The organism is Saccharothrix sp. ST-888, from assembly GCF_000955975.1.
Taxonomy (GTDB): Bacteria; Actinomycetota; Actinomycetes; order Streptomycetales; family Streptomycetaceae; genus Kitasatospora.
The window spans coordinates 1-13976 of the sequence record NZ_JYJF01000019.1; the positions used below are offsets into that span (position 1 = coordinate 1).

The 13976-nt window shown below is 74.4% G+C and carries 9 protein-coding genes; 4 read left to right on the top strand and 5 right to left on the bottom strand.

Annotated features, from left to right (window positions below):
- Positions 1-216: hypothetical protein (locus UK12_RS43125; RefSeq protein ID WP_231591118.1), on the top strand; the 216-nt coding region annotated here is incomplete at its 5' end.
- A gap of 217 nt (positions 217-433) precedes the next feature.
- Here the strand turns inward: UK12_RS43125 and UK12_RS09610 are convergent.
- Both UK12_RS09610 and UK12_RS09615 read right to left on the bottom strand, forming a co-directional pair.
- Entirely contained in the window at positions 434-1717 is a 1284-nt protein-coding gene (locus UK12_RS09610) for a PP2C family protein-serine/threonine phosphatase (protein ID WP_052681750.1), read from the bottom strand.
- 241 nt (positions 1718-1958) lie between these two features.
- Positions 1959-3428 (bottom strand): NAD(P)/FAD-dependent oxidoreductase, encoded by a 1470-nt coding sequence (locus tag UK12_RS09615; RefSeq protein WP_269432004.1) that lies wholly within the window; start codon positions 3426-3428, stop codon positions 1959-1961.
- A gap of 334 nt (positions 3429-3762) precedes the next feature.
- Here UK12_RS09615 and UK12_RS41095 point away from each other — a divergent pair, with 334 nt between their 5' ends.
- Positions 3763-4941, top strand: coding sequence for a TetR/AcrR family transcriptional regulator (locus tag UK12_RS41095; RefSeq protein WP_082119468.1), 1179 nt, complete (start codon positions 3763-3765; stop codon positions 4939-4941).
- Positions 4942-5210: 269 nt separating this feature from the next.
- Positions 5211-7406 (top strand): sigma-70 family RNA polymerase sigma factor, encoded by a 2196-nt coding sequence (locus tag UK12_RS09625; protein ID WP_052681754.1) that lies wholly within the window; start codon positions 5211-5213, stop codon positions 7404-7406.
- A 22-nt stretch (positions 7407-7428) separates the two neighbouring features.
- On the opposite strand, the gene UK12_RS09630 is transcribed toward UK12_RS09625, so the two are convergent.
- The 3 genes from UK12_RS09630 to UK12_RS44340 form a co-directional block, all read right to left on the bottom strand.
- Complete coding sequence (locus UK12_RS09630; protein WP_045301794.1) at positions 7429-8148, bottom strand: DsbA family oxidoreductase; 720 nt, start codon at positions 8146-8148, stop codon at positions 7429-7431.
- Between the two features lie 101 nt (positions 8149-8249).
- Positions 8250-8744 (bottom strand): universal stress protein, encoded by a 495-nt coding sequence (locus UK12_RS09635; protein ID WP_052681756.1) that lies wholly within the window; start codon positions 8742-8744, stop codon positions 8250-8252.
- A 220-nt stretch (positions 8745-8964) separates the two neighbouring features.
- Positions 8965-11484: an asparagine synthase-related protein gene (locus tag UK12_RS44340; RefSeq protein ID WP_156178629.1), complete on the bottom strand. Its 2520-nt coding sequence runs from the start codon at positions 11482-11484 to the stop codon at positions 8965-8967.
- 806 nt (positions 11485-12290) lie between these two features.
- Here UK12_RS44340 and UK12_RS09645 point away from each other — a divergent pair.
- Positions 12291-13712: a hypothetical protein gene (locus UK12_RS09645; protein WP_045301796.1), complete on the top strand. Its 1422-nt coding sequence runs from the start codon at positions 12291-12293 to the stop codon at positions 13710-13712.
- Positions 13713-13976 lie beyond the last annotated feature (264 nt).

Below are 13976 nucleotides of genomic sequence, written 5' to 3' on the forward strand. Positions count from 1 at the left end.
TCAAGGAACGGACGCTTCCTTCAGGCCGCCTTCCAGCGGGCCCTCCGGGCGCTTCGTTCTTTCGTGTTTCCAGCTTATCAGATGTTTTCCGCTCCGTTTCCGGAGTTTCACTCATCCGATCCGCTTTCCTTCGGCCTTTCGGCGTTCCAGACTCTATCAGATTGCTCTGACCGTCTTTCGCGCTTCCCGGCCTTCAGGAGGCTTTTGCCGGGCTGACCTGACGGCCCGTCCGACGCTCCAAACCCTAGCCGATCCCCGCTCCGAGAAGCGAATCCGGCCGCAATCCAGAAAAGCACACAACAATTCAAGCCAAGGCATGCCAGGGCACGACTCAGCTCGAACAGAAGAAAGTGGTGTTTCAGAGGATTGGCTACCCCGGGGCCGTCCGCGCAGATGCGTGTCCGGTGCTCCCTGCCAGGCAGCTCGAAGTACTCTAGACCTCCACCACATCCGAGTCAAGGGGCGGGTCGAGGCCCGGAGCATCCGGGACGTGGAAGGCGAGCACCGCGACGTCGTCGTCGTGCTCGGCGGTGACGCCCATGGCTCGGAGCAGGCGGGCGCAGACGATCTCGGGGTCGCCGAGGGCGCCGCTGAGGGTGCGGGCGAGGAGGTCGAGGCCCTGGTCGATGTCCTCGTCGCGCCGTTCGACCAGGCCGTCCGTGTAGAGGACACCCGTCGTTCCCGGTAGCAGGCGCAGGGTGTGGGAGTGGTGGGTGCCGCCACCGGTGCCGAGGGGCGGGCCGTTCTGCTCCTCGCCGCGCAGGACCGTGCCGTCGGGGCAGCGGAGCAGGAGCGGGAGGTGGCCGGCGGAGGCATAGAGCAGAGTGGCGCCGCCCGGGTCCCAGACCGCGTAGGTGCAGGTGGCGATCTGGTTGGCGTCGATCTCCATGGCGATGCTGTCGAGCAGGCCCATGATCTCGTGGGGCGGCAGGTCGAGGCGGGCGTAGGCGCGGACCGCCGTGCGCAGCTGTCCCATGACGGCGGCTGCGCGAAGCCCTCGGCCCATGACGTCGCCGATGACGAGCGCGGTCCGGCCGCCGCCCAGGCCGATGACGTCGTACCAGTCGCCGCCGACTGCGGCGTCGGCTCCGCCGGGCTGGTAGGTGGCGGCGACGCGCAGGTCGGCGGGTTGTTCGAGTTTCTGCGGGAGGAGGCTGCGTTGCAGGGTGACCGCGGCCTCGCGCTGGCGGCGCTCGGCCTCGCGCAGGCGGGCGGCGGCCTGGACCTGGTCGGTGACTTCGGCGGCGAAGATGAGGACACCCACCGGAGGGCCCGTGTCGTTCCCCTCTGCACCGCCGAGCGGCACGCAGGAGACGTTGTAGTAGCGGTTGCCGCCGAGGCCGAGGATGCAGCGGGCCTTGACGCTGCGCGGCCGGCGACTGCGGATGGCCTGGTCCATCAGCGGGAGCACCCCGAGCGCGGAGAGCTCGGGGAGGGCTTCGCAGGCGGGGAGTCCGTTGGTGCGTTCGCCGAAGAGTTCGCGGTAGGCGCGGTTGGCATAGCCGAGCTGGTGCAGCGGACCGTAGGTCACGGCGACCGGCGCGGGGAGCCGGGCGAGTACGTCCCTGAGGTCGTACAGCTCCTGGATGTCGCGTGGGTCGAGCAGGCCGGGGATCACACTGGGGTCGCGCGGTCCTGGGACGGTGACCGGGTCGCCGGGCGGACTGGTGGGAGCGGCACGCCACGGGGCTCCGGTGAGCCGGGCGCTCCAGCGCATGAGATTCAAACTCGGCCGCTTCCTCGGTCAGTTTCCAGGCGGACAATCACATCTTGTGTGCACATCGCCACTCGCCGTGATGATGTGGTTGGGGCAGATCCTGTCAGGCCGGGACCCGGTTTCGGAAGTCGTATGACCATTGCGGCGCGTACGGGTCGCCGGTGGGACCTGTCGACGGGTGCAGCGGCGGCTCGTCCGGACCGCCGTGCGGCGGCCCGGACGCGGATGGCCTCGGACGGCTTCAGGGCTCCCGGGAACCCGCCTCGAACTCCGAGCGCGGGTGCTCGACCGATCCGAGAGACACCACTTCCCGTTTGAACAGCCTGCCGAGCAGCCAGTCGGTCAGCACCCGGACCCGCCGGTCCGGGCTGGGCAGCCGCTGGAGGTGCCGGGCCCGGTGCAGCCACCAGGCCCGGCGGCCGGTCAGGTGGCCGCGCTTGGTGTGCGCCACGCCCCGGCCGATGCCGAGCGAGGTCGAGCAGTCCTGCCGGGCGGGCCGGTAGGGGTGCTGCGGGCGGCCCGCCAGCGCGGCGGCGATGTTCGCGGCGAGGAGCCCGGCCTGCGCGAGGGCGTGCTGGGCGTTCGGCGCGCAGAGCGCGACATCGGCTCCGGGAGCTGCCTCCGAGCGGGAATCCGCGGGTGAATGCGGGGAGGAATCCGCCGGGAAATCCGAGCAGGCGGCGGCCACGGAAGCGGCCTTCGAAGCGGGAGCCGTGCCGACCGGTACGGCCGCGCAGTCGCCGGCGGCCCAGGCGTCGGGCAGTGGGGCGCCGTCCGGCCCGACGATCTGGAGCGTGCGCAGACAGCGGACCCGGCCTGCGGCGTCCAGTGGGAGGTCGGTGTCGCGCAGCAGCGGTGCGGGGCGCACGCCCGCCGTCCAGACCAGGGTGCGGGCGGCGAAGCGACTGCCGTCGGAGAGTGTCATCACCCGGTCGACGGCTGAGTCGAGGGTGGTGCCGAGGCGTACGTCCACGCTGCGGTCGCGCAGTTCGGCGAGGGTGTGGGCGGCCAGTTCGGGGGACTCCTCGGGGAGGATGCGGTCGGTCGCCTCCACCAGCACCCAGCGCAGGTCCTCGGCGGCCAGGTTGTGATAGCCCTTGGCGGCGTAGCGGGCCATGTCCTCCAGTTCGGCGATCGCCCCGACGCCCGCGTACCCCGCACCGACGAAGACGAAGGTGAGCGCGGCCTGCCGGAGCGCCGGGTCCCGGGTGGAGGAGGCGAGGTCGAGCTGCTCCAGGACGTGGTTGCGCAGCTGGACCGCCTCCCCGACGGTGGCGAATCCAAGGCCGTGTTCGGCGAGTCCGGGGACGGGGGCGGTGCGGGAGACCGAGCCGGGAGCCGCCACCAGCAGGTCGTAGCCGAGTTCGGTGGGCGTCCCGTGCTCGCCGCGTGGGGCGGTGTCGATCCAGGCCCGGCGCGAGGCGTGGTCGATCCGGGTGACCCTGGCGGTGAGTACCCGGCAGTGCGGCAGCACCCGGCGGAGCGGTACGACCACGTGCCTCGGGTCGATGGAGCCGGCCGCCACCTCCGCGAGCAGCGGCTGGTAGGTCAGATGTGGCTGCGGCTCGACCACGGTGATCTCGGTTCCGCCGCTGCGGAGTTGGGGCCTGAGCAGCTGTTGGAGACGGAGTGCGGCGGACATTCCGGCGCAGCCACCGCCGACGATCAGGATCCTGATGGGGGCACCCCCTGCCGATGTGACCTGCTTCACGCTTCAATAACGCCCTGCGGGGAGGCTTCTTGTCCACAGGACGTACCGGAAGCGGTACGGAAGGCTCCGCTACGGACGGGCGAGATCTGTCCCTGCGTTGGGATTTAGGGCCACTTCTCCCCCGAACTTCCTTGAACTATGGTCGGATTGTGCGTCGGCCCGGAATCGGCCGGTGCCACAACCACCGCGGTGCCCGACTGCGCCAGGGTGAACCGGGGAAGGGTGGTCGAGGAAGGCCGCCCTGTCCTGGGTGGCGGAACTGCGCGCACCGGGGGGGTGCGAACTGGCCAGGCAGCGACGCCCGATGCCGGGCGCCTGCGGGGGGAGGTTTGGGATGACGGATCAGGAACGAGTGCTCGGCCGCCCGGTGCCATCGGGAGCCGAGAGCGGCAACGGCGGCCTTGGCGGGAGCGGCGCGGCCGGTACGGTCGACGGTGTCGTACCCGAACAGCGCGGCCCGGGGGCGGGCGAGTCGTACGGCTCCGCCGCTCACGGCGCGCACAGCGCAGCGTACGGAGCACATTCCGCGCCGGGTGGACACGGCGCGTACGGCGCACACGGCGGCTACGGCGCGTCCGAGGACACCACGCGCGGCGGTGGACCCGCCCGGCTGCGGGTGGACGCCCGCCGGAACCTGGAGAGCGTGCTGCGCTCGGCCCGCGAGGTCTTCGGTGAACTCGGCTACGACGCGCCGATGGAGGAGGTGGCGCGGCGGGCCGGGGTCGGGGTCGGCACGGTGTACCGGCGGTTCCCGAGCAAGGAGGTGCTGGTCCAGCGGATCGCGGCCGAGGAGGTCGCGTGGCTGACGGAGCAGGCGCGGGAGTCGTTGCACGGGGGCGCGGACCCGTGGGAGGCACTGGCCGGCTATCTGGCGCGGGCGGTCGGTTCGGGCGCGGGTCGGCTGCTGCCGCCCTCGGCGTTCCGCTACGCCGAGGAGCTCGGCACGGCAGCCGTACCGCACGTCCCCGAGCAGCGGCTGCCCGAGCACACGCTGCCGGAGCAGTACTTCGCGGAACAGCGCTTCGGCGGGTCGGGGTTCGGCACGCCCGGGTTCGCTCCCCCGGCGGGGTTCGGGGCAAGGGACTTCGACACCAGGGGCTTCCGCGCCCAGGGTATCGGCGAGCACCGCGTGGGCGAGTTCGGGTTCACGGAGCCGTGGGTGCCCGAGCAGCGCGCTTCGGAGGCCGACGCCCAGCCGGCCTGCGACGCCGACCCCCGGCTGCTGCTGCACCTGCTGGCGGCGCTGGTCGCGCGGGCCAGGGCGGCCGGTGAACTGCGGCCCGGCGTCACGGTGTCGGACGTGGTGCTGGTGCTGACCGCCGCCGTACCGGTGCACGTGAGCCAGGGACAGCCCGTACGAGGTGCCGCCGCCGTGGCCGGGCCCGGCTCCTTCGCGGGCGGCGGCGGTCTCGGTGCACGGGACTTGGACAGCCGGACCTCGGGAGAGTTGACGGAGGATTCGCCCGGCGGCCGACTGCTGCAGATCCTGTTGAACGGTCTACGGGCACGCTGACTCGGCGCAGTTCCGACTCGAACACACCCACGAAAGGCTGCCCGGAAGAGTGGGTCGCGGACGATCCGGCTACCGGTGACCGCCGCACTATGCCATTCTTTGGCCGTGGTTGGAGCCATTGTCCCGTTGCGTGCCGTTCGCCCGACTGTGGGTGCCCAGGGTGCGGCCGCGCATCCGCGTGCCGTCCCGTCGGGTCACACCGGCGGTCACGGCGCGCCGGGCCGTGACGGCATCGGCGGTCTGGGACGGGTCGAGCGCTGGGGGCCGCGTTGAGCGCCGAGGAGCAGAACGACCACGGTTACGGCCTCGACCGGCCGGGCCAGACGCCGCACCAGTCACCCCATCAGGCGCCGCACCAGACGCCGCACCAGACGCCGGGCCACAAGCCGGGCCACCAGCAGGGCCCGGCGTCGAACCAGGTGCCGGACCAGGGCGGCGTGCCGATCCGGGAGCCGCTCTCCGGACGGGTGCCGGGGCAGGCGCCGGCCGGGCAGGGTGGAGTGACCCCGGAGGCGTTCGTCGGCAGCGACCGGGGTCCGGGCCGGGACCGGGCCGGCACCAGGGACGGCCTCGCCCGCGCCGTGGTGCCCGCCCCCGCCGACCCGGTGGACGGCGAACGCCCACCGTCCGACGCCGAGTTGACCGCCCTGGTGCGGGCCGGTGACGACGGTGCGTACGAGGAGATCTACCGGCGGCACGCCGACTCGGTGCGCCGTTATGCCCGGACCTGCTGCCGGGACAGCTTCACCGCCGAGGACCTGGCGGGCGAGGTGTTCGCCCGCACCCTCCAGGCCCTGCGGTCGGGCAAGGGTCCGGACTTCGCGGTCCGGGCCTATCTGCTGACGGCGGTCAGGAACGTCGCCGCCGCCTGGAGCCGCAGCGAGCGGCGCGAGCAACTCATCGACGACTTCGGCACGTTCGCGCAGACCTCGGCCGCCACCGTGGACCTCGACCTGGCCGACCCCGGTGCGGACGCCTGGGCCATGGCGATGGCCGACCAGCGGATGGTCATGCAGGCCTTCGTCGAACTCCCCGAGGACGACCGGGCGGTGCTCTGGCACACCGAGGTCGAGCGCGAGTCGCCGAAGACCGTCGCGGTACTGCTCGGCAAGACCGCCAACGCCACGGCGGTCCAGGCGCACCGGGCACGCGACCGGCTGGCCACCGCCTTCCTGCAGGCCCATGTGTCGGGCAGCCAGGCCCAGGACTGCGAGGCGTACGCCAACCGGCTCGGCGCGTACGCCCGCGGCTCGCTGCGCAAGCGCGCCTCGGCGGAGGTGGGCAGGCACGTCCGGACCTGCGACCGCTGCACGGCCGCGTACCTCGAACTGGCCGAGATCAACACCGGGCTGCGGGCGATCCTCCCCGGCGGCGTGCTGGTCTGGGTCGGGACCGGGTACTTCACCGCGGCGGCCGCCGCTCTCGGTCTGGGCGCCGCCGGTGCGACGGCGGTGGTCGGCAGCGCGGCAGCCGGTGGCGGTGCGGCCACCGGGGGCGCCGGGGCGGCCGGTGCCTCGGGTACGGCCGCTGCCGGTGGCGCGGCGGGCAGCGGCGGCGGAGCCGGCGCTGTCGCCGGTGAGGGGATGGGAGCGGTCGCCAAGGCGGGCATCGCGGCCGGTGTCGTGGTGGCGGCGGCCGCCGTCGCCGCGTACGCGCTGACCGGCTCGCCCGAGCCCAAGGAGCCGGAGGCCGCGCCGGTGGCCTCCTCGCCCGCGCTGCCCCCGGCGGTCGCCCCGCCGAGGCAGGCCCCGCCCGGCACTCCCCCGCCTTCGGCGACACCCGGGCCCACGCCCACACCTGCGCCCACGCCCAGTCGGCAGGCGGAGCCCACACCACGGCCGAGCCGGGCCGCCGCCTCGACGCCGCCGGTCCCGGTGCCCGTCGTGCCCCAGCCGCCGAAACCGGAGCCGCCGACGGTCCCCACCCCGACCCCGCCGGACCTGCCGACCGACCCCCCGATCACGCCTCCGCCGGTCCCGACGCCCACCGTCGTGCCGTCACCGCCGCCGGTCCCGCCGACCGAGTTCTGGGTGAACGACCTTCCGTTCAGCCACGGCTCGAACCGCCAGCCGCCGCCGGGCCCGACCATCCGGCGCAGCGCGAGCGACTGGGTCTGGCAGCGCGACGACGCCTGGATCAGCGGTCGGCACTACCGGCACGGGCTGAGCACCCACCCGTCCTCGACGGTGACCGTGGACCTCAACCGCAGCTGCTCGTCCTTCCAGGCCGTCGCCGGTCTCGACGACGTCACCCTGCGGTTCGGCAAGGTCGTCTTCAGCGTGCAGGACAGCGACGGCACGGTGCTGTGGCAGTCCGCCGGGTTCGAACGGGGCGACGCCCCCGTCCGCGTGCAGGTCCCGTTGGAGGGCCGCCGGACGATCCGGCTGGTCGTCACCCCGGAGCGCGGCAGTTGGGGGCTGATCAGCCTGGCCGACTGGGCGGACGCGCGGTTCATGTGCAGCTGAGGGGCGAGCCCCCGGTCGGCCGTCAGACCGCGCAGGCGCCGTCCGCGCAGGCCGCGTCGGCGTCAGCCGGCCCGGTCTGCCGGTCCTGCCCGTGCTGCTCGGCGGCCTCAGCGGTTTCGGCGGCCACCTGCTCCAGGACCCGGAGGAAGGTCGACGCCTCCTGGCCGCCCTGGACGGCCCACCTGCCCTCGAAGACGAAGGTCGGGACGGCGGTGATACCGAGTGCGCGGGCCTCGGCGAGCTGCGCGCGGACCTCGGCGGTGCCCTCGTCCCCCGCCAGGTAGCCGGCCACCCGGTCCCGGTCGAGGCCGGCGGCGACGGCGATCCGGGTGAGCTGCTCCCGGTCACCGACGTCCACGCCGTCGCTGAAGTGCGCCGTCAGCAGGCTCTCCTTCAGCGCGACCTGCGTACGGGCGCCGTACTCGGTCTCGGCGAGGTGCAGCAGCCGGTGGGCGAGGAAGGTGTTGACGTGCAGCGCGGTGTCGAAGTCGTAGTCGATGCCCTCCGCCTTGCCTAGCTCGGCGACCCGGGCGTCCATCGCGACCGACTGCGGGCCGTAGCGCTCGGCCAGCCAGGCCCGGTGCGGGCTCGCCTGCTCGGGAGCGTCCGGGACCAGCTGGTAGGGGCGGAAGACCACCTCGACCTCGTCCTTGCGCGGGAAGAGGTCGAGCGCCTGCTCGAAGCGGCGCTTGCCGATGAAACACCACGGGCAGGCGATGTCCGAGTAGATCTCGACCTTCATGACGCTGGGCTCCTGTCGGGGGTGGGGATTCGGGCCGAACGGGTGAACCCTCCCCGACCTGCAGGAATTCCCCTCCCGCTCGGGGGGACCGACGGTCGGCGTCAGTGCGCCGGCGGAGCCGGGACCACCAGGACCGGGCAGGCGGCGTGGTGGACGGCGGCCGTACTGACCGAACCGAGCAGCAGCCGGGTGAAACCGCCGTTGCCCCGGGTGCCGATCACCAGGGTGTGCTGGCCCGGAGTGCAGGAGAGCAGGACCTCGATCACGTTGCCCAGCACCACATGCAGCGCGAGCTCCCCGGTGTACGGCTGCGTGCGGGCCGCCTGGACCGTGGCGACGGCCCTGCGCAGTCCGTCGGCCATGCTCGCGGTCATCCGGTCGATGCCCTCCTGCACCAGTTCGACCATCCCCGGCGGGTAGCCGCCCGGAGACGGGTTGACCACCGCGAGGACGTACAGCGGCAGTCCGAAGAGCTGCGCCTCGGTCATCGCCCGGTCCAGCGCCCAGAGCGATCCGTCCGAGCCGTCGCAGGCGGCCAGCACGCCGGGCGGGTCGGCGGCGGGTGGCGCGCCGAACACGGGGAGGGCATCGGGCACGGGGGCCTCCTCTGAGCTGGTCTCTTCATCATGACTGACCGTCAGGGCGGCGGCGAACCACTGCAGTCGGTGGGCGTTCTCGGGGACGTCCGGCGGAGGAGGGGCGAAGGCGGCGCGGCCCGCACTCCCTCGATCGCCTGCCCGGAGCAGGCGGGTGGGAGCAGCCGAGGAGCCGCCCAGGGGCGCTCGCCCGGCCTCACGCGCCCCCGGGCGGCTCCCGTCAGGCCGGGCGGAGCAGGGCCGGGCGGTCGGGTTGGGGGAGCCCGGTCCAGCTGGAGCCGTGGCGGCGGGCCCGGACGCGGCGGAGCCAGAGCTCGGTGGCGACCAGGTCCGCGAGGCCGGCCAGGGTGCCGGCCGGCAGGTCGGCGGTGGGGTCGGCGGCGCGGGCGAGGGCGTCCCGGACGGCCGGGAGGTCGATCAGTCCGGCCTCCGCGAGCAGCGGGCGGTGGAAGAGCTCGGTGAGTCCGTCGGCGGCCCGGCGCAGGCCGGTGCGGGCCGCGCCGGTACGGTCCGGGCGCGGGCCCCGGCCCCAGTCGGCGGGCAGGTCGGTGCGGCCCGCACCGGTCAGGACGGATCGCAGCAGCGCGTGCCGCGCCCCGGGCTGCAGCCTTGTCCGGTCGGGCAGCAGCCGGGCCGCGCGCACCACCTGGTTGTCCAGGAAGGGCGCGTGCAGCCGCTGGCCGTGCTGCTCGGCGGCCTGGAGCAGCGTGCGGTACTCGGCGGCGTGCCGGTGCAGGGCGAGCCTGGCCCGGCGGGCCCCGGGCGGTTCGGTGGGGACCGGTCCCCGGGCGGCGAGCCGCAGGCGGAGGGCGACGGCGGAGAGCGCGTCGTCGGAGAGGAAGCGCGCGGCCGGTCCCGGGACGCACCAGGCGAGGTCGGCGGCCGAGCTCTCGCCGGCGGTCCTGCCACGCCGGGCGAAGCGGCGGGCGGTCAGCCGGACGGCGGCGTCGTCGAGCGCCTCGGCGTACTGCGCTCTGGCCAGCCGGTGCGCGGCGCGCAGGACGCCGACGGGGGTGCGGACGGCGCCGTCGAAGGTGCCGGCGGTGGCGAGGTCGGCCCCGGCCAGCGCGGCCACCGGGGAGAGGAGTTCGCGGGAGCGCCCGTCCCTGACCAGGTCGGCGAGCCGGGCCGGGTGCCCGTCGAGGACCTGGCGGGCGCCGTAGCCGGTGAGGTGGTCCGCGCCGCCGAGGCTGAACCGGCCGCCCAGCCGTGCGGTGGCGATCAGCGCGGGACCGGGTTCGTCGGTCAGCGGTCCCGGCGGCAGCTCGGGCGGTGGGTCGCCCGGCCCGGCCGGTGGCGTGGGTCCGGCGGACCCGGCGGACCCGGCGGGCTCGCCGGCCTCCGCTGGCCCGGTGGACCCGGCGGGCGGTTCGGCGCGCGCGGTGGTCCGGCCGGCTGCCGTGAGCCCGACGAGTTCCGCGTACGGGAGGGTCGGCGGCAGCACGATGTGGTGCAGGCGCGGGGCCTCCACCGCGAGCGTCACCCCTCCGGTGCGCGCGCCGGAGCCCGCCCGGTCGGCGCCCGTACCGTCGGCGCCCGTGGCGTGGCTGCCTGCACCGTCGGTGCCCGCGCCGCCGGTGCCCGTGCCGTCGAGATCGGCCTCGGCGACCGTGACGGCGGTGAGCAGTTCGCCACCGGCCGACTCCTCGGCCGCCCGGCGGGCCATCGCGGCCGTCGGCCGGGCCCAGGAGCCCTTCACCGCACCGCTCCGCGCGGCGGCGGCCGGCCCTGTGCTCCCCGGACCGGCGGAGGCCGCCGAGGGGCCGATCGGTACGGCGGCGGCCAGCAGGGCGACGGTCGCGGAGGCGGTGCCGTACGAGAGGTCCACGCCGAGCCTGGGGCGGTCGCCGACGGGCGTCGAGGTGCGGACCCGGCAGCGGACGGACTCCAGGAGTGCGCGGGTCAGTTCACGGACCGCCGGTGCCTCCTCACGCCGGCCGGGAGTGGTTTCGTGCTCGTACGGGGCGACGTACGGGCGGCCGCTGCGGATCCCGAGCACGTGTCCGGGCGGGACGCGTTGGACGCCCAGGTACGGGGTGCCGGTGCCGAGCGCCTCGGGGGACTCGGGGCAGGCCAGCCGGGCGGCGAGGTGGCCGGTGTCGATCGGGGCGCCGATCAGGTCGGCGAGGGGGAGCGCGGCCGTGGCGTACGCCGTTCCGCCGTACCAGGGGGCGTGGAAGACCGGGAGTGCGCCGGCGAGGTCGGTGAGCAGCAGGGTGCTGCGGGTGCCGGCCCGGAGTACGACCGTGTAGCTGCCGGGCCAGGCGGTGAGGTGGCGGACCGCGCCGCCGCGGGCGGAGGTGAGACCGGCGGCGAGTTCGGCGTCGGAGGCGCCGCAGTGGCCGAGGACGGCGAGGCGGGTGGTGGCCGGGGTGTCGTCCTCGGTGGCGGCGGGGGCGGTCAGGCCGGTGGTGACCACGGCCGGGGCACCGGGTCTGAGGGTGACCAGGCGGATCTCCTCGGGGCGCCAGTCGCCCACCGCCCAGAGCGGGTTGGGCCCGGACCACAGGGTGGTGGCGGCCAGCGGGCGGACGGTCCCCGGGGGTGCGAAGGCCGTGGCGTGCGCCGTGGTGGCGTGCGGAGCCGTGGCGCCTGACGGTGCGTCCGACTCCCGTCCGCCGGGGAGCGGGTGCGCTGCGGGGCGCGCCTGTGACCCCGTACGGGGCGCCGGGCGTACGCCCGTTGACGCGGTCAGGCTCGCTGTGGGCGCGCCCCCGCTCCAGCCCGTGAGCCACCGCATCGCGCCTCCACCTGACGAGGAACCAGGTGCGCCGTTCCACCTCCAGGCGTCGACGCACCGCCAGGAGACATGGTGCCACCGGATCCGCCCGCGTCGGCCGCGGTTGCCCACGGACCACCCGGGGGCGGGACGGTCACCTCCCCGCCGAGGCGGGTCGGGGCGGGCCGGGCCTCCCCCTCCATGGCCCGGACCGCCCCGCGCGGCCTTTCTGGCATGGACATCAACGGATGGCCGAAAGGCGTCGCACTGCCCGGGAGGGCATCCGCATGCCCTCCCGGACCCACCGCCGCCCGCGGGGATGGAGGCAGCGGTGTCCCCCGGCCCGCCGGGTCCTCGACGACGGGCCGACCCACAGACACCAGCGAATCGCCCACCTGCCGCTCCAGCCAGGGGGCACGGCCGGGCGCACATCGGCACAGGACCGGAGCACAGCCGTCCGCGACGCGTGGTCCGACCCGACGGCACGGCTGCGAGGCGCCGTCCGCGGCCGACCGCGACAGGTGCGCGATCCCGCCATCCGGAATGCAGGCTCTTAACCCTCGGAACGCGGACGACTACGCTAGGTACAGCAGCACCCGGGCTCCACGCGTCGCATTCGAAACCCGAGCGAACTTCCGCACGTCACCGCGGCTCCACCCACCGCCGCAGCCCACGGAAGTCGCACGCGAGCCACCCCGGCACCGCAGGCACCACCGCAGTACCGCCGGAGCACCACCGCGCACTACTGACGTACCACCGAAGCACACCGGGAAAAACCACCGCCGCACAACCACCGCACGACGCCGCCAGGGGGTGCCGCCGCCACCATGACCGTCAGCTCACGAGGGCCGAACGAACGGCTCGGCACGCTCCTCACCCTCGCCCAGATCAGCAACGCCGGCCTCGCCCGCCGGGTCAACGACCTGGGCGCCCAGCGCGGACTGACGCTCCGCTACGACAAGACCTCGGTCGCCCGCTGGGTCAGCAAGGGCATGATCCCGCAGGGGCCGGTACCGCACCTGATCGCGTCCGCGATCGGCAGCAAGCTCGGCCGCCCGGTCCCGCTGGACGAGATCGGCCTCGGCGACACCGACCCGACCCCCGAACTCGGCCTCGCCTTCCCGCGCGAGGTGCCGGAGGCGGTGCGGTCCGCGACCGACCTGTGGCGGGTCGACCTGGAGCTGCGCCGCGGCCCCGGCGGCGGCCGCTGGAGCGACAGCCTGGCCGGGACGTTCTCGGTCTCCGCGTACGCGACACCGGTCTCGCGCTGGCTGATCACCCCCGCCGACGGCTCGGTGGCCCGCGAGACACAGGCCCCGGACCTGACGGGCTACCGGGTCGGCCACTCGGACGCCGCCAAGCTGCGCGAGGCGGCCCAGGAGGCCCGGCGCTGGGACTCCAAGTACGGGGGCGGCGACTGGCGTTCCTCGATGGTTCCGGAGTGCCTGCGGGTCGAGGCGGCGCCGCTGCTGCTGGCCTCCTACAGCGATGCGGTCGGCCGGGCGCTGTTCGGCGCGACGGCCGAACTCACCAGGCTGGCCGGCTGGATGGCCTTCGACACCGGCCAGCACGAGGCCGCCCAGCGGTACTACATCCAGGCGCTGCGCCTCGCCCGCGCGGCGGCCGACGTCCCGCTCGGCGGCTACGTGCTGGCCTCGATGAGCCTCCAGGCCAGCTACCGGGGCTTCGCCGAGGAGGCGGTCGACCTGGCCCAGGCCGCACTGGAGCGGAACCGGGGTCTGGCGACCGCCCGCACGATGAGCTTCTTCCACCTGGTGGAGGCACGGGCCCAGGCGAAGAGCCGCAACGCGCAGGCGTGTGCGACCGCGCTCGCGGCAGCAGAGGGCGCACTTGAGCGGTCACGCGCCGGGGATCCCGATCCGGCGTGGATCGACTTCTACGCCTACGACCGGCTGGCCGCCGATGCCGCCGAGTGCTTCCGCGATCTCGGAGTGCCCGCCAAGGTCCGGCAGTTCACCCGCGAGGCCCTGGCCAGGCCCACCGAGGGTTTCGTCCGCTCGCACGGTCTGCGGCTGGTGGTCTCCGCGATGGCCGAGGCCGAGGCGGGCGATCTGGACGCCGCCGTCGCCGCCGGCGAACGCGCCGTCGAGGTGGCCGGACGGATCTCCTCGCAGCGCAGCCGCGACTACGTGATCGAGATGCTGCGCCGCCTCGAACCGTTCCAGGACGAGCGCAGGGTACGGGAGTTGACCGAGCGGGCTCGACTGGTGCTGCTGGCACCGGCGTAATTCGGATGCGGGTGCGGCGGTCGGCTGGCTACCGTCGTACTCGTCCAGGTGCGCAGGCAGAGGTTACTTCCACTGTCAATGGGCGGGTCGCGGGTTCGAGTCCCGTCACCGGCTTCGGGCCGGTGTAGCTCAGCCGGTAGAGCGGCTTGTCACCTCAGCCGCTTCTTGTTCTCTGGACGCCCATATGTGAACAGCATTCCGCACCTCCCGGTGCGCAGGCAGCGGTTACTTCTCTGGTAGGTGCCCCCACGTGGGCGCTGCGGT

What these genes read in the sequence shown, in the direction of transcription:
- UK12_RS09610 (WP_052681750.1), bottom strand. Translation starts at nt 1,717, where the DNA reads ATGCGCTGGAGCGCCCGGCTCACCGGAGCCCCGTGGCGTGCCGCTCCC.
- UK12_RS41095 (WP_082119468.1), top strand. Translation starts at nt 3,763, where the DNA reads ATGACGGATCAGGAACGAGTGCTCGGCCGCCCGGTGCCATCGGGAGCC.
- UK12_RS09630 (WP_045301794.1), bottom strand. Translation starts at nt 8,148, where the DNA reads ATGAAGGTCGAGATCTACTCGGACATCGCCTGCCCGTGGTGTTTCATC.
- UK12_RS44340 (WP_156178629.1), bottom strand. Translation starts at nt 11,484, where the DNA reads ATGCGGTGGCTCACGGGCTGGAGCGGGGGCGCGCCCACAGCGAGCCTG.
- UK12_RS09645 (WP_045301796.1), top strand. Translation starts at nt 12,291, where the DNA reads ATGACCGTCAGCTCACGAGGGCCGAACGAACGGCTCGGCACGCTCCTC.